Below are 17737 nucleotides of genomic sequence, written 5' to 3' on the forward strand. Positions count from 1 at the left end.
CCCTTCAGCGTTCGGTAACGCGTTTCGGTATCCTGGCGCGGTTGTTGAGCCACATCACACCCAGTATGTCACGGATGCCGACGATGGCCCGGTTGAAATTGGTGTATTTGGAAGAACCATGCAGCCTGTTGCGATGATGAACCGGCACGCAGACAAGCGGCACACCCCGCCGCCCCATCAGGGCGGGCAGGAAGCGGTGCAGGCCCTCAAACTGCGGCAGGCCCAGGAAATCCTGCCGCCGGAACGCCTTGAGCGATGCGCCCGTATCCGGGCAGCCATCATCAAGCAGGCGGTTGCGCAGCCGGTTGGCAAAGCGTGAGGCAAGCCTGCGGGACAGGGTATCCTGCCGCTTTGTCCGCACGCCGACGACCAGCGGGGCACGCCCCGCAGCCGTACGGCACAGTTCCAGCATGGAAATGAAATCAGCAGGATCATCCTGCCCGTCGCCATCCAGCACGATGACCCATTCGCCCCGGGCCGCTTCAACACCGGTGCGCAGGCCCGCGGATTTACCACAGACCTCGCCATGCGAAAGGATGCGCAATTCAGGCAGGATGCCATCACGCCTTACGGCTTCCAGTTCCGCTACCGTGGCATCGGTACTGCCGTCATCTACAAAAATGACTTCCGCACCGGGTAGCTGGCCCAGTACAGCCGCAATTTCCTGACAGAGGGGGCGGATATTCTCCCCTTCATTCAGTACGGCTGCGATAATGGACACGACGGGACGGTTATCCGTCCCGCTTCCTGTCCCCTGCGTTGCGTCGTTCAGCAACGGCAATCAGGCGGCGCGCTGTGAAAGGGCAGCCGAAAGGTCACCGATCGACCTGTCAACGATCTTGCCATCGTCATCGGCCTGCAGCTTTGCCGCCAGTGTTTCACGGGTGGCCTGAATGGCAATATCCACCGCCGTCTCGCGCACCTCACGCAGCGCCGAACGCTCTGCCGAGGCAATGCGGTCCTTTGCCATCTGTTCACGCCGGGCGGCGGCGTCCTCGGCATCCTTGCGGGCCTGGGCCGCGATATTGGCGGCTTCGCGCAGCGAATGCTCGACCAGTTCCCTGGCTTCCGCCAGAGCCGCTTCGCGGTCGCGTGTCGCGTCCTCAAGCATCTGCTCCGCTTCACGACGCAGGCGGGCGGCTTCGTCCAGTTCGGCACGGATTCGCTCTGCCCGCCCGTCCAGCGCGCTCACCAGGGGTTTCCACAGTGAACGCCCGAACAGGACAAAAAACAGGACAAAGGCAACAGCCGACCAGAAACGGGGATCATGAAACATGATTATGACCTGTCTGTCTTGGGCAACCGGTCAGAGACCACGGGCCGCCGCAGCAGAACCGACCTTTGCCGTCACGAAATCGGCCGGGGCGGCAATGCCGGATAACTGATGGATCAGCGTTTCCGCCGTAGTTGTGGAAATCTCACGCACGGACGCAAGGGCCTGGCTCCGGGCCTGCTCAATGCGCGTTTCTGCATCGTGGATTTCCGCAGCCAGGCGGGCATTCATTTCCTCGGTCTGCCGGGCAGCGGCAAGACGCGCCTCCTCGACAACCTTGTCCACATTGGCCTGTGCCTCGGCCAGTGCCTTGCGGCGGGCCTCATGCAGTTCGGCCACGGCTTCGTCGGCACGGGTCTTGGCCTTGTGGGCGATGCCCAGATCCGTCTCGATCGTCTGGCGACGCAGCGAGAGAACCTTCTCCACCTTCGGCAGCGCCGAACGGCTCAGCAGAAGATAGAGTACCAGAAAGATGCCAGCACCCCATACCACCTGACCGATGACATAGGGATTGCCAAAATCAAGCTGTGGCATGCCCTCGGCGCGCGCGCCAGGGGCAACCATGGCCATCAGCGGCAGAGCCAGCGCGGACGCGGCCGCGACAGACCCCGCCCTTCGGATGTTGTCATACATCACGGCGCGCGCCATGTTCGCCTCCTGTATATCAGACGAACAGGATCAGGAACGCGATCAGCAGCGCATACAGGGCAACGGCTTCCGTCAGGGCGAAACCCAGCATGCCCAGGCCGAACACATGCGGGCGGGCAGACGGGTTGCGCGCAATGCTGCTGACCAGCGTGGAGAAGATGTTACCCAGGCCAATGCCAACGCCAGCGAGGGCGATAACGGCGATACCGGCACCAATTTCACGGGCTGCTGCGATATCCATGTCTTGTTTTCCTTGTTTCAGACGTTCTGGATTGAAATAGATGGAAGCGGAATTGCGACCCGGTTAGTGGGCCACCGCTTCCCTCAGATAGATGCAGGTAAGGATGGCAAACACATAGGCCTGCAATGCACCCACCAGCAATTCGAGTGCCATCAGCGCGATATTGATGACCACGGGACCAACGGCGATGATGTCACCGAAGAAGCCCAGACCGGCCAGCATGATCGTGAAGGCGGCAAACATGTCAAACATCACGTGACCGGCGACCATGTTGGCAAACAGACGGATCGACAGGCTTACGGGACGCGAAAGAAAGGAAAGGATCTCGATCGGGATCAGCAGCGGTGCCAGGGCCTTGGGCGCACCGGCGGGCATGAAGTGGGCAAAGAACTTTGCCCCCTGCACCTTGAGCGACACGATGATCGAGAGGCAGAACACCATCAGCGCCAGCGCCAGGGTCACGGCGATATGGCTGGTGAAGGCGAAGGAGAAAGGCAGCAGGCCAAGATAGTTGCCGGCCAGGATGAAGAAGAACAGCGTGAACACGAAGGGAAAGAAGGCCCGGCCTTCGACACCGATCGTATCGACCGCCATGTTGTAGATGAAATCGTAGCACATTTCCGCTGCCGACTGCAGCCGGCCCGGCACCACCGCCGCGGGGCGCATGCCCGCGTACAGGAACGCCAGAACCACAACGGCGGCGACAATCATCATCATGGGGGACTGGCTGAACCGCAGGGATTCGCCTAGTGCACCCAGAACTGGATGGAGCTCGAACTGACCGAGCGCGTCGATGGATGATCCGGCCGCCAACTTCGTTCTTCCCTATATCCGTCCAGAGCCGTCATCCGGCCCCTCTGCCTTAGTGTTTATGGCATCGGGCCTGACAAGACGCCAGACATTAAGCACACCTGCCACGCCCCCAAGAAGCGAAAACACGATAAGGAACCAGGGCCTTGCATGCAGCCAGTGGTCCAGCCCCCAGCCGATCGCAACCCCGACCACAAGCGCCGAGACAAGTTCCGTCCCCGATCTGACCACCAGGCCCAGATCGGACAGTGTTCCACCCGTTTCCTGTCTGGCGGCCATGCGCGGTTCAAGCCGCTCGCGCGCCGCTTCCAGTCGTCGGTTGAAGGACTCGCCGGAAGGGTCGTTATCCTTATCCAAATTCTCGCACATCCCAAGGGTGCAGGCGGTAGCTACCGATGCTGCAATAACCTGTCAAGCAAGCGGTGGCAAACAAAGACGCCACCACCGCATCTTTTTTGTGCGTCACGCGTTCTGGATGCCCCTATTCGGCCGAGGCCGCGCCGGGAATGACATCATAGCCCGCGCTGCCGGGAAAGGCGCCCGGCGGCGGTGCGTCGGCGGGTTCCACATGGATGGCCTGGTTCACGTCCGGCCCGATCTCACGCGCGTTGATGGCCGTGCCCCGCTCGCCCGATACACCCGTGCCGATGGCATGCAGCGTCGCCCCCGGTTTGAGCCAGCCGGCCAGGCGGGCGGCATTCGTCTCGCCCACGTACACGATGGAATGGTCGCGCATGATCACGCCCTGCACCTTGCCCTGCATGTCATAGAGCGGGGCAAGGATGATGCCGTCCACCGGCACGTCCGGCCCGATGCTGGGGGAATCATAGGGTATTGCTGCCCCTTCCACGCGCACATCGGCAATCCGCCGCCCGCGCGGGCCGGTCACGGCATAGGCGCGCACGATGGGGCGGGCCGCCCCCTTCAGGCCGCTTATGCTCACCTGTTCACCGGGGCGGACGATGGCGGGCAGGCTGTCGCCCAGTTCACGCGGGCAGAAGACCTGCGTGCCATCGGCCAGCAGCAGGCCCGAGACCTGCCCTGTCGAGGTCAGGATGAACTGCGCAAGCTGCCCCGTGGTGACGGGCAGCGGGGCCATGTCGAACACGGGGGCAACCTGTGCCGGGGCCGCTGCCGCCGCCGGGGTTGCACTCTTTGTGGCTGCATGGGCGCCGCCCGCCACCAGGCTGCCAGCCACAAGCACGCCCGCAAGCAGGCGGCAGGAGGAACGTCGATGAATGTCCATGCAGGTACCCGTCTTTCGTCTGTCTTGGTCCGGCTGTCCCGCCGGGGATGTCATCTCATGCCATCCCCGGCGTACAGGCAAGTGGCCAGTGCTGGGATCAGTGCCGGAAATGGCGCATACCTGTGAAGACCATGGCGATGCCTGCCTTATCAGCGGCGGCGATCACCTCGTCATCACGGATCGAGCCACCGGGCTGGATCACGGCGGTGGCCCCTGCGGCAATGGCGGCCTCCAGCCCGTCGGCAAAGGGGAAGAACGCGTCCGACGCCACGACACTGCCCTGTGTCAACGGGTGGTCAACGCCCGCGGCCTTCGCGGCATCGGCACTTTTGGTGGCGGCGATGCGCGCGGAATCCACGCGGCTCATCTGCCCCGCGCCAATCCCGACCGTGCTCTGGTCCCTGGCATAGACAATGGCGTTGGACTTGACGTGCTTGGCCACGCGGAAGGCGAAGATCAGGTCCGCCATCTCGGCCGGAGTCGGCGCGCGTTTCGTCACCACCTTCAGCGCATCGGGCGCAATCCGCCCGTTATCGCGCGTCTGGGCCAGGAAGCCGCCGGCGACCGAACTTACCACGACCCCGCCCTGTGCCGGGTCGGGCAGGGCACCGGTCAGCAGCAGGCGCAGGTTCTTCTTGCGTGCCAGGATCTGGCGCGCTTCCTCCGTTGCATCGGGGGCCACGATCACTTCGGTGAACAGGGTGGCGATGCGGGCTGCCGCTGCCGCCTCCAGCGTGCGGTTGAGTGCGACAATGCCCCCAAAGGCGGAAACCGGGTCACAGCGCAGCGCCCGGTCCCACGCTTCCGCCTGTGTCGCGGCGGTGGCCACACCACAGGGGTTGGCGTGTTTTACGATCACCACGGCGGGTTCATCGAATTCGGCCACGGCCTCGAACGCCGCATCCGTGTCGTTGATGTTGTTGTAGGACAGTGCCTTGCCCTGAATCTGCCGGGCGGTAGCCACACCGGGGCGGGTCGTGCCATCGGTATAGAAGGCGGCCTTCTGGTGCGGGTTTTCGCCATAACGCAGGCTTTCGCGCTTTTCGCCCGCCACGATCATGCGCGGGGGCAGGTCCTCGCCTTCCTGGCCTGCGAACCATTTTGCAATGGCGGCATCATAGGCGGCGGTGCGGGCATAGGCGGCACCGGCCAGCTTCGTGCGCTGGGCCAGCGTGGTGCCACCCTTTTCCAGCGCGGTGATGATGTCCGCATACTGGGCCGGGTCGGTCACGATCGCCACATGGGCATGGTTCTTGGCGGCGGCCCGGATCAGCGCGGGGCCACCGATATCGATATTCTCGATGCAGTCCTCCGCCCCCGCGCCGGATGCCACCGTGGCCTCGAACGGATAGAGGTTGACGGCCACTAGGTCGATCGGTGCGATTGCGTGTTCTTCCATCTGGCGCACATGCGCGGGCAGGTCACGCCGCCCCAGAATTCCGCCATGCACCTGCGGCACCAGCGTCTTGACGCGGCCATCCAGGATTTCGGGAAAGCCGGTATGGTCCGACACGTCGCGCACCGGGATGCCCGCCTCGCGCAGGGTGCGGGCGGAACCGCCCGTGGAAAGGATTTCCGCACCATGGCCGACAAGGGCCCGGGCAAGGTCAAGCAGGCCGTTCTTGTCGGATACGGAAATCAGGGCACGCCGGACGGGCACGGTGGTGGGGGGGGTCATCAGCGGTGACCTTTCACGCAAGCTGGAAATGGGCCAATCCGGGTTGGATTAGTCCAACCCCGTCACGATGGGCAATAAGTGAAATGCCATAACTGGCCTGTCCGGGGCGGAAATCAGCGCCAGGCACAGGCCCGGAGCGCCGCCAGCAGGTCGGGCCGGCGCCCGAGCGCATGCCCGTCAAGCGCCACCACTTCACGCACGCCAAGGCTGTTCAGGACAAAAAGGGCCTGCGCTTCATGCAGCCCGGTGGCTTCGATGCGCCCGACCCTGACCATGCCCGCATCCACCAGCACGCCCCGCACCGTACCGGGCAGCGCGCCATCGCTGACCGGGGGGGTGACAAGCTGCCCCCCCATGCAGGCGACCAGCGTGCTGGCACTGGTTTCGGCCACATGGCCTGCATGATTGAGCAGCAGCGCATCATCCGCACCCTGTGCCGCCGCCTCCATGCGCGCAAGGATGGAGGGCAGGTAGTTCAGGCTCTTGATGCGCGAAAGCACACCTGCCGCATCCCGCCGGTGGGTGGAGGTAATCAGCCTGACCGGGGTGGAAGGCGGCATGCCGGCGGTGACTGTGATAAGGCAGGTCGGCACGACAGGGGCGGGCGGCAACAGGCCGCGCGGGCCGGTACCGCGCGTCAGGGTCAGCCGCAGGGAGCCGGATACCAGCGCACAGGCGCCCAGCAGGGCATCTACCCCGGCGCTCAGGACGGCCATGTCGGGCGGGGGCATGTGCAGCACGGCCGCCCCCCGGGCCAGCCGGTCCATGTGGCGGGCAAAGTGGCAGACCCGCCCCCCCGCCACGCGCATGGTCTCGAACACGCCATCGCCCAGCAGGAAACCCCGGTCGGCCGGGTCTATGCGTGCCTGAGACGCAGCCAGCACCCGGCCATCAAGCCATACGGGCAGGGGGGAAGGGGTCATGGCCTCTCGCTGTCCATATCACCGAAAACCGCCCGCAGGGCCGCGATCTTCAGCTTCATTTCACGATATTCCCGCATGGGGTCGGAATCATGGGTAATGCCGCCCCCCGCCGCCGCCGTGATCCGGTGCGCCGTCATGACCAGCGTGCGGATGATGACGGAACTGTCCATGGCGCCATCATGGCCAATACGGACCACCGTGCCGCAATAGGCACCGCGCGGAGATGCTTCCAGTTCATCGATGATCTGCATGGCGCGGTGTTTGGGCGCGCCCGTGACCGATCCCGGCGGCAGGGTGGCGGCCAGCAGGTCGAATGCATCGCGGTCAGGGCGCAGCCGCCCCGTCACTTCCGAGACCAGATGATGGACATGCGTGAAGCGTTCCACCCCGAACAGCTCGCTCACCCCCATGCTGCCCAGCGCCGCGACGCGTCCGATATCATTGCGCATGAGATCGACGATCATCAGGTTTTCCGCCCGCTCCTTGGCGTCATGGCGCAGGGCCTGCGCCAGATGGTCGTCCTCGGCCACGGTCCGGCCACGCGGGGCCGTGCCCTTTATGGGCCGGGTCTGCACCCCGCCGTCCACGGCAAGGGAGAGAAAACGCTCAGGAGAGGCACTGAGCAGCGCAAAACCACCCGCCCCCGCCAGAAAGGCCCCAAACGGCGCGGGCGAATGCGCCCGCAATACCCGGTAGACATCCACCGCCGCCAGGCCCGCCGGCCGCCGGGCATCCATGCGCCCGGTCACGTTGACCTGAAAGACCTCGCCCGCCGCAATCCGCTCCACCGCCCGTGCCACGCCGGCCCGATAGGCCGGGCCGGTCTGGTCCGGCGCAAAGCGCAGGCGGGGCAATGCCGGCAGGCGGCCTGCGGGTGCAATGGCTTTCCATTGCGCCGTCAGCGCCGCCATCCGTGCCGTATCCAGCACGGTGGTGGCGGCAAGCCACGCCTGTCCGGTCACGCGGTCCAGCACGAAGGCGTGGTCATACAGGCCAAACGCCGCTTCCGGCTCATCCGGGTCGGCCGCATGGCGCGTGGCAATCCCTTCTACCCGCAGGCCCGCGCCATACCCGATAAACCCGACAGCGCCCCCGGCAAACGGCACCCCGGCCGGACAGTTCCGGCGCGGCAGATGCTGGCGCAGCAGTTCGGGCAGGGACTGCGCCACCGGCAGGCCATCGCGCCAGCATGCCCCCCCACGCTGCACGATCACATGCACCGGATCGCGGCAGACAATGACCCAGCGCGCACGGGGGCCGATTTCCCCCCCGCTGTCCAGGCACGCCAGCCCGGGCAGGTGGCCCCACGCGGCCAGAATGTCATCCCCCTCGCGCCAGGGCAGGGACACAAGCATGCCGGTATCAGCCATCCCCGTCCTGGCGCAGGCTGTCGGCACAGGCGGTGAGCATGGCGCTGACTTCCTGCCCGTCGGCGGCTTCCAGCGCGCGATGCGCCATGCGGCGGCAGTCATCCATGCCCACCGCCCGGATCGCCTGCTTGACCCGTGGCACGGCGGAAGCATGCATGGAAAACGACCGTACCCCCAGCCCCACCAGCAGCGGCACGCACCGTGGGTCGGACGCCATTTCCCCACACAGGGAAACCGGCCGGCGCTGGCGCAGCCCCGCATCCGCCGCCATGCGCACAAGCCGCAGCACGGCGGGATGCAGCGGATCGTACAGACCCGCCACATCGCGTGCCGCGCGGTCGGCGGCCAAGGCGTACATGGTCAGGTCATTGGTACCGATGGCCAGGAATTCCGCATCCTGCGCCAGCACATCCGCCATAAGGGCCGCAGCCGGGGTCTCGATCATGATGCCCAGCGGGGGCAGCGGATCGGGGATGTCCACGCCCCTGCGCCGCAGCCTGCGCCCGATGCGGGAATAGATCTCACGCGCGGCACGCATTTCCCCCATCGAGGACACCATGGGCAGCAGTACGCGCACCGGACCGGCCATGGCTGCGCGCAGGATGGCGGCGAACTGGGTTTCAAGCAGGCCACGATGCTGGAGCAGGAGCCTTATGCCACGTATGCCCAGCGCCGGGTTGACCTCTCCCCCGTCGCCAATACCCATGCGGGCAAGCACATCGCTGTTCTTCTCGCTGCCCCAGTCCACCACGCGAATCGTGACCGGGTCCCCCGCCATCGCCTCGATCAGGGGGCGGTAGACCGCTTCCTGCTGGTCCTCATCGGGCACGCCTGCGGCATTCATGAACAGGAATTCGCTGCGCAGCAGCCCGATGCCCGCGGCACCGGACTGGGCGATCATGGGCAGTTCGGCCGGTATTTCCAGATTGGCCTGCAGTGTCACCACCTCCCCGCTGGAAAGACGGGCAGGCAAGCGGCGCAGGCGGCCAAGCATCTGCCGCTCCCGCGCATAGGCGGCAACCGCCACCCGTGCCGCCGCCGCCGTGCGGGTGGCAGGGCGGATGGTGACGCGGCCGGTCATGCCATCGACCACCAGCCGGGTGCGCCGCCCCATCTGCGCCAGCACCCCATGGGCGGCCAGCACCGCCGGGATGCCAAGCGCGCGCAGCAGGATGGCGGTATGGCCGGTGCTGCCGCCTTCTTCCGTCACCACGGCGGCAATACGTGAGGGATCGATCAGGGCGGCATCGGCCGGACGAAGCTGTTCGGCCACCAGAATGGCCCCGTTGGGCAGGGCGGAAAAGGAACGGTAGGGCGTACCGCTGAGGTTGCGGATCAGCCTGCGCCCGATTTCACGGAATTCGCCCGCACGCCTACGGGCCGCCACCGCGTCCTCCCCCTCGGGCGCGGGGCGGCCGGGTGGGGTGAGCATGAAGGCGGCCAGTGCCTCTGTTTCCTGCAGGACGGCGGCTTCCGCCAGCATGCCCTGGGCAAGCCGGTTCTCGATGCCACGGCGCAGACGCGAAGGACCCAGCATGCGCCGGTAGACATCCAGCAGCGAGCCGATTTCCACCTGCCCGTCCTCGGGCAGCAGGGCCAGACGTTCATGCAGCCTGCGCAACTGGGCGGTGGAGCGGGTTATCGCCTCATGCAGGCGGGTCCGCTCCTGTTCGGGGTTGCAGTCACGCCGCGCGGTATCGACCGGCGGCGGCGGCGGATCATGCGCGACACAGCCATGGCCAATGGCCACACCGGGGGAGACGGGCTGCCCCGTCAGCCGGACCTCCCCATTCCGGGCGGAAGCCGCGGGACGGCGTTCAGTCGTCTTCATCAAACCCGGCCCCGACCAGGGCAACAAGGGCCGCCAGCGCGGGGGCTCCCTGCGGGCCACGGGCCGTAATGCCGATTGTCTCGCCCCGGGCCGCCCCCAGCATCATGAGACCCATGATCGAATGTCCCGATACCGTCATGCCGACATGGGTCACATCGATATCCGCCGTGAATTTTTCCGCCACCGTCACGAACCTGGCGGCCGCCCGCGCATGCAGCCCGCGCCGGTTTACGATTTTCACATCCGCCTGCAGGTCCGGCCCCCGCGCCACGGGGTCAGCCACCGTGGCCTGCCACGCTGTCAACGGCCGCCACCGCGCATTCGCCCGCCCCCGTCAGGCACGCCGGCGGCAGGTGGGAGGCAACCGAGATATAGCGCCGTCCTGCCTCTTCCGCCCCGCTCAGGCATTCACGCATACCCGCGTGGCCGCGCATCTGCGCAAGCTTGACCAGCATGGGCATGTTCACGCCCGCCAGTACCTCCACCCGGTCGTTTTCCAGCACGGAGACGGCAATGTTGGAGGGCGTGCTGCCGAACATGTCGGTCAGCAGGATGACACCCTGCCCGCTATCAACCGAGTCGATGGCCTGCCGCAACGCAAGCCCGCATGTGCCGGGCAGCGTGGTTGCGGTCACGTTGAACACCGCTGCCTGTGCCTGCGGGCCGACAACATGTTCAAGCTCCCCCTTCAGGGTCTCGCCCAGAACCCCATGCATGACGAATACAAGACCGATCATTTCCCGGGTGTCTGCTCCGTTGTCTGGGCCTGGCCGCGCGGGCGGCTGGCCCAGCGCCAGCTGCTGCGACCCTGCCGGGCCAGTTCACGATGCATGATCACGACCGGCCAGGCATCATGATGGGGACGCCCCGCCTGTTGCGCAAGCCTGAGCGCCATGGCTTCCACCAGCGTGACCGAACGGTGCCGCCCGCCCGAACAGCCTATGGCGATGGTGGCATATTTCTTTCCCTCGCGCACGAAACGCGGCAGGACCAGTTCCAGCAGGCCCACCATCCGGTCAAGGAATTCCTGGTAATCGGGGTCACGCGCCACGTATTCGGCCACGGGCGCGTCCAGCCCGGTCATGGCGGACAGGATCGGGTCGTAATAGGGGTTGGTCAGGAAACGGGCATCGAACACCATGTCCGCCTCACGCGGGACACCGGCGGGAAAGGCAAAGGACATCAGCGCCACCGTCAGCCCGTCCAGGCCGCCTGCCGACCATTCCCCGAACCGGGCCTCGACCAGCTGGCGCAGTTCGGGCGGCGGCAGGTCGGAGGTGTCGATCACCACATCGGCAGCCTCACGCAACGGGGATGTCAGCTTGATTTCCGCCTCGATCCCTTCCTTCACGGTGCCATGCACCGCCTGCGGGTGGCGCCTGCGGGTGGCGGTGTAGCGGCGCAGGAGCACGCTTTCCTCTGCCGTGGCATAGATCAGTTCCGCATTCAGCGCCGGGTTGACGCGCAGCCGCGCAAGGGCCGCCAGCACGGCGGAGGCATCGAACCCGCGCGTGCGCGAATCCACACCGATCGCCACCGGCCGCTCGGCACGGGCGACAATCTCGTCCAGCATGCCAAGGGGCGGATTGTCGATCACCTCGTGCCCCAGATCCTCCAGGATACGGAGAATCGAGGATTTTCCCGCCCCGGACAGGCCGGTCACAAGCAGGATGCGACGGGGGAGCGGTGTGTCTTCATCCATGGTGTCAGTCACGCAAAACCCTGTTTCCTGTCAGACCTGTGCCAGGTGACACATCGCTGTATCATGGCGGTGCCGAAACATGTTCCTGATTCCATTGTCCACCGAATGGCCGATAATAAAAAGGGCGTGTGCCATCACATCTGCCCTTCATCCAGCAACTGCCTGTATCCGACCACGCAATCCAGTATCAGCCCGACCCGGGCTACGGCGGAAGCCCGTGCGGGGTCAAGGAAGAATTCCGGCAGGCCCGTTACCCTGTCACGTCCCGGTGGCGGGGGCAGGCGCACGGTACGCTCATGCATGGAAACCAGCCGGACGACGGCCCTGACACCCACCCGCGCCCGCCATGCCATGCGCACGATGCCGATGCCCCGTACTTCCAGCAGGCCCGCAAGGGGCGGCGGCGCGCTGGCCCATCCCGCATGCAGGCAGACGCGGTCATCCGCCACCAGCGCGTAGCCCGCATCCACCAGCCGGAGCAGCAGGTCCGACTTGCCCGAACCCGACGGGCCGACAAGCAGGACCCCGTCTTCCCCCCGTGCGGCGCAGGAAGCATGGATCTGGATCGGTGCGCTCATGCCACGATCCTGTCCGGAACCGGCCAAGGGGCGGGAGAAGAAAAATTTTTTATGGACAAAACATGACCATTTTGTGATTCTGGCGATAATGGAAGAAAACACACCGTTCCACCCCCCGGCAGAGGTCCATATCCGGCACCTGACCGGCGTGGACAGACAGACCGGCACCTTCCCGCCCGATCTGTTCGCCCAGATCCGCCAGGCACTGGCAGCCGGCATGGACCAGCTGGCCAGTCAGGGCATGACTGCGGAAAACGTAACCCGAATCGTGTTCACGCTAAGCCGCACGGATGGCTTCAACGCCTGTTTCCCGCTGCTTAACGACCTGTTTGCCCGCACCTGCCCGGCCACGACACTCAGGCTGGTCAGCCCCTTCGCACAGGCCGGACAGCTCGTGGAAATCGATCTAGTCACGCTACCGGGAACAGATGGTGACTGAAAGTCAGATTTCCTGCAACCGGCTGATGAAAAATAACAAAATATGGCGTAGCGGTATTCGCCAGACCTTTGCGTGAAAAAGCTTCACCAAAAACGCCCCGCCGGTTCAAGGTGCTGAGGGTGGAAAACGCTTATTCGTAATTTCATGAAAGCAGGATGGTGGTGGAGCTGAGGGGAATCGAACCCCTGACCTCCTCATTGCGAACGAGGCGCTCTCCCATCTGAGCTACAGCCCCACAATCCTCGCGCGATAAATACCCGGGCTGGTAAGCAAGTCAAGACGCATTCTGGTGCCCGCATCCTTTTTCTGGCCACCCTGCCCGGGCCGTAATGGTTGTATAGGGACCGGACGGGCACTAGATTCAGCTTTTCGTGCTTCATGAAAGTTGGCCCGTTGCTCTCCATCATCTTCAATCTGCTGTTCGAACTGATCCAGCTCTATACCTGGGTCGTGCTGCTGGCGTGCATCTTCAGCTTCCTGCTGGGATTCGGCATTCTGGACCCGCGCAACCGGATCGTGTGGAACATTTCCAACTTCCTGTACCGCATGACCGAACCGGTGCTGCAGCCAATCCGTAACATGCTGCCCAACATCGCCAATATCGACCTGAGTCCACTCGTGCTGCTGCTGCTGATCCAGTATGTGCTGATGCCGGTGCTGGGCAAGATTTACGGGATGCTTATGGTCGGGATTGCATAAATGCCATGGCTGCGGGCTATCGCCGCCAGCAGCGCGAAGGGTATGATCGGCCGAGGACCGTGGGGTTCCCGCGGGCCGGATTTCAGGAGTTTTGCTTAAATGAAAAAATCAAACCGTTTTCTGGCGCTTGTCGCGGCCCTGCCGCTTGCGGCGGCACTGTCGGGCGCACCGGCCCATGCACAGGGCTTTGGTGGGCTGGGCGGCGGCTCCTCTTCCGGTGCGCTGGGCAATGCAGCGGGCCTGCTTTCGGGCAGCGGGGTCAAGATGCCCTCCATCTCGTCCCTGCCGTCTTCGAATGTCACGGGCCTGCTGAGCTACTGCGTGCAGAACAACTACCTGGAAGGCAACAGCCCGGCCACGCTGCTGTCCTCGCTCAAGCAGAAGTCCGGCCTTGATACGTCAGGCACCCAGTACACCAATGGCCAGAACGGCATTCTGGATACCGGCAACGGCAACACCTTCTCGCTGTCCTCGCTTGAGGGCAACCTGAAGCAGAAGGCCACCAAGAAGGTATGCAATGCCGTGCTGAAGCAGGGCAAATCCCTGCTCTGAAGCCGGACCGCAGGCGCCGCCCGTTCATTCAGAACGGGCGGACGACCACCATGATCACGATGATCATCATGAGAACGGTCGGCACTTCATTCGCCATGCGATAGAACCGTTCGGGCCGGGTGTTGCGGTCATGGGCAAAGTCGCGCCGCCACCGCCCGCATGCCCCGTTGAAACCCGCCATGGCCAGGACACAGGCCAGCTTGGTCAGCCACCAGCCGGAATGCCAGTCAACTAGGCCCGGTATGGATGACAGCAGGCCACCGAACACAAACGTGCTGATCATGGCCGGCGTGGTGATGAAGCGCAGCAGCTTGTATTCCATCACCTTGAAGCGTTCCGCTTCCGCCGATCCCGCCGCCACCTGGCAGTGATAGACAAACAGGCGCGGCAGATAAAACAGGCCCGCCATCCACGCAATGAACGACATGATGTGAAATGCCTTGAGCCACAGCATGTAAGGCGCAAGCATTTCAGGCATGTGCCGTATCTCCCCTGCCCTGCCCTGTCAGGATGCGGCGCAGCAGCGGCACGAATTCATCCAGATGCGTGATGCGCAGCAGGCCCGGCCATGATGGTGCCGGCAGTTCGGCAGGGCGCAGCAGCACGCAGCCCATCCCCGCCGCCTGGGCGGCGCGCGCGCCGGTATCGGTATCTTCCAGCACGATGCAGTTGCCCGGCGCCACGCCCTGCGCCCTTGCCCCGGCCAGATAGACCGCGGGGTCAGGCTTGGGCTGGCCCATGTCACGCGCGGAATGGATGCAGGATGCGGCAATCAGTTCATCCAGCCCGGTACGGCCGAATTTGGCTTCCATTTCCGCAACCGATGAATTGGAACCGATGCGGTAGGGCAGGCCCAGTGCCGCCACGCCACGCAGCATGGCGGGCGCGCCATCAATGGTTTCCGCCTCGTTGCGCATGAGGGTGACGAGGTTGCGCTGCATCCGGGCCGGCCAGTCCTCGGGCAGGGCAATGCCCTCCGCCTGTTCGATCTCGTGTTTGAGCGCGGTCAGCGCGTGCCCGGCAAAGCGGTGGACGGCATCGTCGTCACTGATCTCGCGGCCATACTGGCGCAGGTCACGGGCGATCATGCGGCATGAAGGCTCCTCGCTGTCGATCAGGACACCGTCACAGTCAAAAATGACCAGTTCAAGCGCGCCATCGGGGCGCAGGGCGGCAGGCAGCATGTTCAGACCTCCCTGATGGTACGGATCAGGTCACCCACATGTTCGGGCGGGGTGGACGGGATCACGCCGTGGCCAAGATTGAACACATGCGGCCGCCCCTTCATGGCATCGCGGATGGCGCGGGCTTCGATGCGCATGCCCTCGCCCCCGGCCAGCACGCGGATCGGGTCGAGATTACCCTGCAGCACCAGCGTGTCGGGCACCTTTTCCGCCACGGCCATCATGTCGGCCCCGGTATCCAGCGCCATGGCATTCACGCCTGTCTTATGACCGTATTCGATGGCCATCAGCCCGCCCAGACGGGGAAAGCCGATGACCGGCACGCCGGGATGGCGGGCATTGATGATTTCGGTAATCCGCCGCGCGGGTTCGATCACATGCTGGCGGAACTGTGAAGGCGGCAGCAGCCCGGACCAGCTGTCAAACAGCATCACGGCCTCGGCCCCGGCTTCGATCTGGGCACAGAGCATGTCGGCGGTGGATGTGGTGAGCAGGTCGATCAGCCGATCAAAGAAGGCGGGATCGGTATAGGCCAGCCTGCGCGTCTCCTCGAACTCACGCGAGCCGTGGCCTTCCACCATGTAGCACGCCACCGTGAAGGGCGCGCCCGCAAAGCCGATCAGCGTGACCTGTCCCGGTCGGGCCGGGCCGATCGCCTCGGGTCCGTCCACCGTCTTGCGCAGCCGTGCCAGGGTTTCCATGATCGGCTGGACCGCTTTGGCCACCCGCGTGGGGTCAAGCCGTTCCAGATCCGCCATCGAACGGACCGGTCCCAGCACCGGCCCGCGTCCATGCACGAATTCCAGCGACTGCCCCATGGCCCAGGGCAAGATGAGGATATCGGAGAACAGGATGGCCCCATCCATGCCAAACCGGCGGATCGGCTGGAGCGTGATGTCCACCGCCATGTCGGGTGTCATGCAGCGGGTTATGAAATCGGCCTTTTCACGCAGGGCCCGGAATTCCGGCAGGAACCGGCCCGCCTGCCGCATCAGCCATACCGGAGGGGGCCAGGTCGCCTCTCCCAACAGGGTGGCGAGCAGGGGTTTGCGTGTTTCAGTCATTGATCCGTCGTTCTGTTTCGTTGTGGCCGGACTATCTCGTACTTTGCCGGCCACGGATAGCGGGCAGGGACAACGCGCGCGCGCCTTTCAAAACAATAAAAGAAAAGAGAAAGAAATTTTTTGGGGTGTTTTAAGTGCTGTGAGTCATGGGGTACCCACGTTTCCGAAAATGTACCCCACTTTTCCCACAGGGTGTACAGTTTCCGACTCCAAGGATTCCCGTGGGCGTGGGGAGTTATCCAGATTGTACCGACATAAGCCTGTGTACAACCCACCGCGGATGGACCTGTACCCGTTGTCCCCGGTACTCGGTACGGCACAGAATTGTTTGGAGTACTATCCCCATGTACCCCAGTACTCCTGACGCCGGAATTTTATCTTTCACTTCCCCAGTACGGAGCGCGCGATGCCCGACGACTCGAATCTAGTACTAAAGCCGGTACCGTTACAGGCGGAGTCGCCGCCGATAGTACTCGCCAGCCGCTCCAGCGCCCGGCGCATGCTGCTGGAATCGGCATGGATACGGGCGGATTACCGGGCGGCGGATGTGGATGAACACGCCATCCGCGCCACCTGCCGGGCACAGGGGCATGATGCCGGCCACACCGCACTTGAACTGGCGGTTGCGAAGGCGCGCCATATTGCGGCGCCACCCGGCGCATATGTCATCGGGGCGGACCAGATCCTGACCTGCAATGATACCTGGTTCGACAAGCCTGAAACCCTGCGGGAAGCCCGAAGCCATCTCCGCCAGTTGCGCGGTCGTCCCCATACGCTGCACACGGCAGTGGTGCTGATGCGCGATGGTACCACGTTATGGCGTCACGTCGCCTGTCCGGTGCTGCATATGCGGGCGTTCAGCGATTCCTTTCTGGACCGTTATCTTCAGGTCGAGGGGGATGCCATCCTGTCCTGCGTGGGGTGCTACCGGCTGGAAGGGGTGGGCATCCACCTGTTTTCCCGCATTGATGGCGAACAGGCCGCCATTATGGGACTGCCGCTGCTGGCGCTGCTTGAGGCCCTGCGCGCGCAGGGAATTCTCCTGCAATAAATTTGGGGAAAGGGGGGTTGCATTGCCTGTGGCTTATGGTTATACCCCGCGAACCGGACCACGGCAGGCCACACAATGGCCCCGCCGATGGAACAAGTGGGGCCATAGCTCAGTTGGGAGAGCGCCTGAATGGCATTCAGGAGGTCAGGGGTTCGACTCCCCTTGGCTCCACCAGATTCCTTTATCTGGTACCCCCATAAATTGGAAATTATAGCAGTTTCTGGATGTTGCTTTTTATTTTGAAAGCGATGTTGCCCGAAGCTTTTTGAAAAAAGCTTCACCAAAAACTTTCTTATGATTCCAGACAGTTGCTAGCAACCGCACGCCGCATTTTCAGGAATGTGGCGCTTTTTGTGCTGCCTTAATCGGTTCGTAACGCCTGCCGCGTTAAAACTGCATTCCAGAGTAATGAAACGAAAACCGGTCATGCCCGTTAAGGCCGGTCCGG

At 64.3% G+C, this 17737-nt stretch carries 22 protein-coding genes and 2 tRNA genes; 5 read left to right on the forward strand and 19 right to left on the reverse strand.

What is annotated here, in order from left to right; genetic code table 11:
- Window positions 1-4 precede the first annotated feature (4 nt).
- From CFR78_RS00220 to CFR78_RS00290, 15 genes are all read right to left on the reverse strand, one after another.
- Entirely contained in the window at window positions 5-721 is a 717-nt protein-coding gene (locus CFR78_RS00220) for a glycosyltransferase family 2 protein (RefSeq protein WP_034930286.1), read from the reverse strand.
- Between the two features lie 60 nt (window positions 722-781).
- Entirely contained in the window at window positions 782-1276 is a 495-nt protein-coding gene (locus tag CFR78_RS00225) for a F0F1 ATP synthase subunit B family protein (RefSeq protein WP_007397272.1), read from the reverse strand.
- A gap of 30 nt (window positions 1277-1306) precedes the next feature.
- Window positions 1307-1921: a F0F1 ATP synthase subunit B family protein gene (locus CFR78_RS00230; RefSeq protein ID WP_034930282.1), complete on the reverse strand. Its 615-nt coding sequence runs from the start codon at window positions 1919-1921 to the stop codon at window positions 1307-1309.
- A 16-nt stretch (window positions 1922-1937) separates the two neighbouring features.
- Window positions 1938-2162: an ATP synthase subunit C family protein gene (locus CFR78_RS00235; protein ID WP_003616715.1), complete on the reverse strand. Its 225-nt coding sequence runs from the start codon at window positions 2160-2162 to the stop codon at window positions 1938-1940.
- Window positions 2163-2225: 63 nt separating this feature from the next.
- Window positions 2226-2975: a F0F1 ATP synthase subunit A gene (locus CFR78_RS00240; RefSeq protein ID WP_007397270.1), complete on the reverse strand. Its 750-nt coding sequence runs from the start codon at window positions 2973-2975 to the stop codon at window positions 2226-2228.
- Window positions 2976-2987: 12 nt separating this feature from the next.
- A complete protein-coding gene (locus CFR78_RS00245) occupies window positions 2988-3329 on the reverse strand; it encodes an AtpZ/AtpI family protein (protein ID WP_007397269.1) in 342 nt (113 codons plus the stop codon).
- 124 nt (window positions 3330-3453) lie between these two features.
- Window positions 3454-4218 carry a hypothetical protein gene (locus CFR78_RS00250; protein ID WP_007397268.1) on the reverse strand — a complete coding sequence of 255 codons (765 nt, stop codon included), beginning with the start codon at window positions 4216-4218 and terminating at the stop codon, window positions 3454-3456.
- A gap of 97 nt (window positions 4219-4315) precedes the next feature.
- Window positions 4316-5896 carry a bifunctional phosphoribosylaminoimidazolecarboxamide formyltransferase/IMP cyclohydrolase gene (gene purH, locus CFR78_RS00255; RefSeq protein ID WP_034930277.1) on the reverse strand — a complete coding sequence of 527 codons (1581 nt, stop codon included), beginning with the start codon at window positions 5894-5896 and terminating at the stop codon, window positions 4316-4318.
- Between the two features lie 113 nt (window positions 5897-6009).
- A complete protein-coding gene (locus CFR78_RS00260) occupies window positions 6010-6819 on the reverse strand; it encodes an aminotransferase class IV (protein WP_034930275.1) in 810 nt (269 codons plus the stop codon).
- Entirely contained in the window at window positions 6816-8189 is a 1374-nt protein-coding gene (locus CFR78_RS00265; RefSeq protein WP_034930272.1) for an anthranilate synthase component I family protein, read from the reverse strand. The genes CFR78_RS00260 and CFR78_RS00265 overlap by 4 nt, the downstream gene beginning before the upstream one ends.
- Complete coding sequence (ptsP, locus tag CFR78_RS00270; RefSeq protein ID WP_034930269.1) at window positions 8182-10020, reverse strand: phosphoenolpyruvate--protein phosphotransferase; 1839 nt, start codon at window positions 10018-10020, stop codon at window positions 8182-8184. The genes CFR78_RS00265 and ptsP overlap by 8 nt, the downstream gene beginning before the upstream one ends.
- Window positions 10007-10303, reverse strand: coding sequence for an HPr family phosphocarrier protein (locus CFR78_RS00275; protein WP_034930399.1), 297 nt, complete (start codon window positions 10301-10303; stop codon window positions 10007-10009). The genes ptsP and CFR78_RS00275 overlap by 14 nt, the downstream gene beginning before the upstream one ends.
- Window positions 10296-10757, reverse strand: coding sequence for a PTS sugar transporter subunit IIA (locus CFR78_RS00280; protein ID WP_007397261.1), 462 nt, complete (start codon window positions 10755-10757; stop codon window positions 10296-10298). The genes CFR78_RS00275 and CFR78_RS00280 overlap by 8 nt, the downstream gene beginning before the upstream one ends.
- A complete protein-coding gene (gene rapZ, locus CFR78_RS00285) occupies window positions 10754-11722 on the reverse strand; it encodes an RNase adapter RapZ (RefSeq protein WP_034930267.1) in 969 nt (322 codons plus the stop codon). Before rapZ ends, CFR78_RS00280 begins: the two co-directional genes overlap by 4 nt.
- 134 nt (window positions 11723-11856) lie before the next feature.
- On the reverse strand, window positions 11857-12300 hold the full coding sequence (locus CFR78_RS00290) for an HPr kinase/phosphorylase (RefSeq protein WP_034930264.1): 444 nt from the start codon (window positions 12298-12300) through the stop codon (window positions 11857-11859).
- A 73-nt stretch (window positions 12301-12373) separates the two neighbouring features.
- Between CFR78_RS00290 and CFR78_RS00295 the strand changes: the two genes are divergently transcribed.
- On the forward strand, window positions 12374-12739 hold the full coding sequence (locus CFR78_RS00295) for a RidA family protein (RefSeq protein WP_258365808.1): 366 nt from the start codon (window positions 12374-12376) through the stop codon (window positions 12737-12739).
- A gap of 159 nt (window positions 12740-12898) precedes the next feature.
- Here the strand turns inward: CFR78_RS00295 and CFR78_RS00300 are convergent.
- Window positions 12899-12974, reverse strand: a tRNA-Ala gene (locus CFR78_RS00300).
- Window positions 12975-13117: 143 nt separating this feature from the next.
- Between CFR78_RS00300 and CFR78_RS00305 the strand changes: the two genes are divergently transcribed.
- Window positions 13118-13438: a YggT family protein gene (locus tag CFR78_RS00305; RefSeq protein ID WP_034930262.1), complete on the forward strand. Its 321-nt coding sequence runs from the start codon at window positions 13118-13120 to the stop codon at window positions 13436-13438.
- Window positions 13439-13537: 99 nt separating this feature from the next.
- Window positions 13538-13990: a YjjA family protein gene (locus CFR78_RS00310; RefSeq protein ID WP_007397256.1), complete on the forward strand. Its 453-nt coding sequence runs from the start codon at window positions 13538-13540 to the stop codon at window positions 13988-13990.
- Between the two features lie 28 nt (window positions 13991-14018).
- Here CFR78_RS00310 and hemJ read toward each other — a convergent pair whose 3' ends face one another.
- Genes hemJ through hemE form a run of 3 tightly spaced genes read right to left on the reverse strand, consistent with a single transcriptional unit; the run spans window position 14019 to window position 16238 of the window.
- Window positions 14019-14468 (reverse strand): protoporphyrinogen oxidase HemJ, encoded by a 450-nt coding sequence (hemJ, locus tag CFR78_RS00315; protein WP_034930259.1) that lies wholly within the window; start codon window positions 14466-14468, stop codon window positions 14019-14021.
- A complete protein-coding gene (locus CFR78_RS00320) occupies window positions 14461-15174 on the reverse strand; it encodes an HAD family hydrolase (RefSeq protein WP_034930256.1) in 714 nt (237 codons plus the stop codon). Before CFR78_RS00320 ends, hemJ begins: the two co-directional genes overlap by 8 nt.
- A gap of 2 nt (window positions 15175-15176) precedes the next feature.
- Window positions 15177-16238: a uroporphyrinogen decarboxylase gene (hemE, locus tag CFR78_RS00325; protein ID WP_034930254.1), complete on the reverse strand. Its 1062-nt coding sequence runs from the start codon at window positions 16236-16238 to the stop codon at window positions 15177-15179.
- A 406-nt stretch (window positions 16239-16644) separates the two neighbouring features.
- Between hemE and CFR78_RS00330 the strand changes: the two genes are divergently transcribed.
- Together CFR78_RS00330 and CFR78_RS00335 are read left to right on the forward strand one after the other, a co-directional pair.
- Window positions 16645-17289 (forward strand): Maf family protein, encoded by a 645-nt coding sequence (locus tag CFR78_RS00330; protein WP_084149663.1) that lies wholly within the window; start codon window positions 16645-16647, stop codon window positions 17287-17289.
- A gap of 98 nt (window positions 17290-17387) precedes the next feature.
- Window positions 17388-17463: transfer RNA gene (locus tag CFR78_RS00335), tRNA-Ala, on the forward strand.
- The last annotated feature ends 274 nt before the right edge of the window (window positions 17464-17737 follow it).

The organism is Komagataeibacter rhaeticus (assembly GCF_003207855.1).
Lineage (GTDB): Bacteria > Pseudomonadota > Alphaproteobacteria > Acetobacterales > Acetobacteraceae > Komagataeibacter > Komagataeibacter rhaeticus.

Coding starts and splice junctions, on each gene's coding strand:
- CFR78_RS00250 (WP_007397268.1), bottom strand. CDS start 4,218: ATGGACATTCATCGACGTTCCTCCTGCCGCCTGCTTGCGGGCGTGCTT.
- purH (WP_034930277.1), bottom strand. CDS start 5,896: ATGACCCCCCCCACCACCGTGCCCGTCCGGCGTGCCCTGATTTCCGTA.
- CFR78_RS00235 (WP_003616715.1), bottom strand. CDS start 2,162: ATGGATATCGCAGCAGCCCGTGAAATTGGTGCCGGTATCGCCGTTATC.
- CFR78_RS00305 (WP_034930262.1), top strand. CDS start 13,118: ATGAAAGTTGGCCCGTTGCTCTCCATCATCTTCAATCTGCTGTTCGAA.
- CFR78_RS00320 (WP_034930256.1), bottom strand. CDS start 15,174: ATGCTGCCTGCCGCCCTGCGCCCCGATGGCGCGCTTGAACTGGTCATT.
- CFR78_RS00330 (WP_084149663.1), top strand. CDS start 16,645: ATGCCCGACGACTCGAATCTAGTACTAAAGCCGGTACCGTTACAGGCG.
- hemJ (WP_034930259.1), bottom strand. CDS start 14,468: ATGCCTGAAATGCTTGCGCCTTACATGCTGTGGCTCAAGGCATTTCAC.
- CFR78_RS00260 (WP_034930275.1), bottom strand. CDS start 6,819: ATGACCCCTTCCCCCCTGCCCGTATGGCTTGATGGCCGGGTGCTGGCT.
- CFR78_RS00290 (WP_034930264.1), bottom strand. CDS start 12,300: ATGAGCGCACCGATCCAGATCCATGCTTCCTGCGCCGCACGGGGGGAA.
- ptsP (WP_034930269.1), bottom strand. CDS start 10,020: ATGAAGACGACTGAACGCCGTCCCGCGGCTTCCGCCCGGAATGGGGAG.
- CFR78_RS00280 (WP_007397261.1), bottom strand. CDS start 10,757: ATGATCGGTCTTGTATTCGTCATGCATGGGGTTCTGGGCGAGACCCTG.
- hemE (WP_034930254.1), bottom strand. CDS start 16,238: ATGACTGAAACACGCAAACCCCTGCTCGCCACCCTGTTGGGAGAGGCG.
- CFR78_RS00265 (WP_034930272.1), bottom strand. CDS start 8,189: ATGGCTGATACCGGCATGCTTGTGTCCCTGCCCTGGCGCGAGGGGGAT.
- CFR78_RS00310 (WP_007397256.1), top strand. CDS start 13,538: ATGAAAAAATCAAACCGTTTTCTGGCGCTTGTCGCGGCCCTGCCGCTT.
- CFR78_RS00225 (WP_007397272.1), bottom strand. CDS start 1,276: ATGTTTCATGATCCCCGTTTCTGGTCGGCTGTTGCCTTTGTCCTGTTT.
- CFR78_RS00230 (WP_034930282.1), bottom strand. CDS start 1,921: ATGGCGCGCGCCGTGATGTATGACAACATCCGAAGGGCGGGGTCTGTC.
- rapZ (WP_034930267.1), bottom strand. CDS start 11,722: ATGGATGAAGACACACCGCTCCCCCGTCGCATCCTGCTTGTGACCGGC.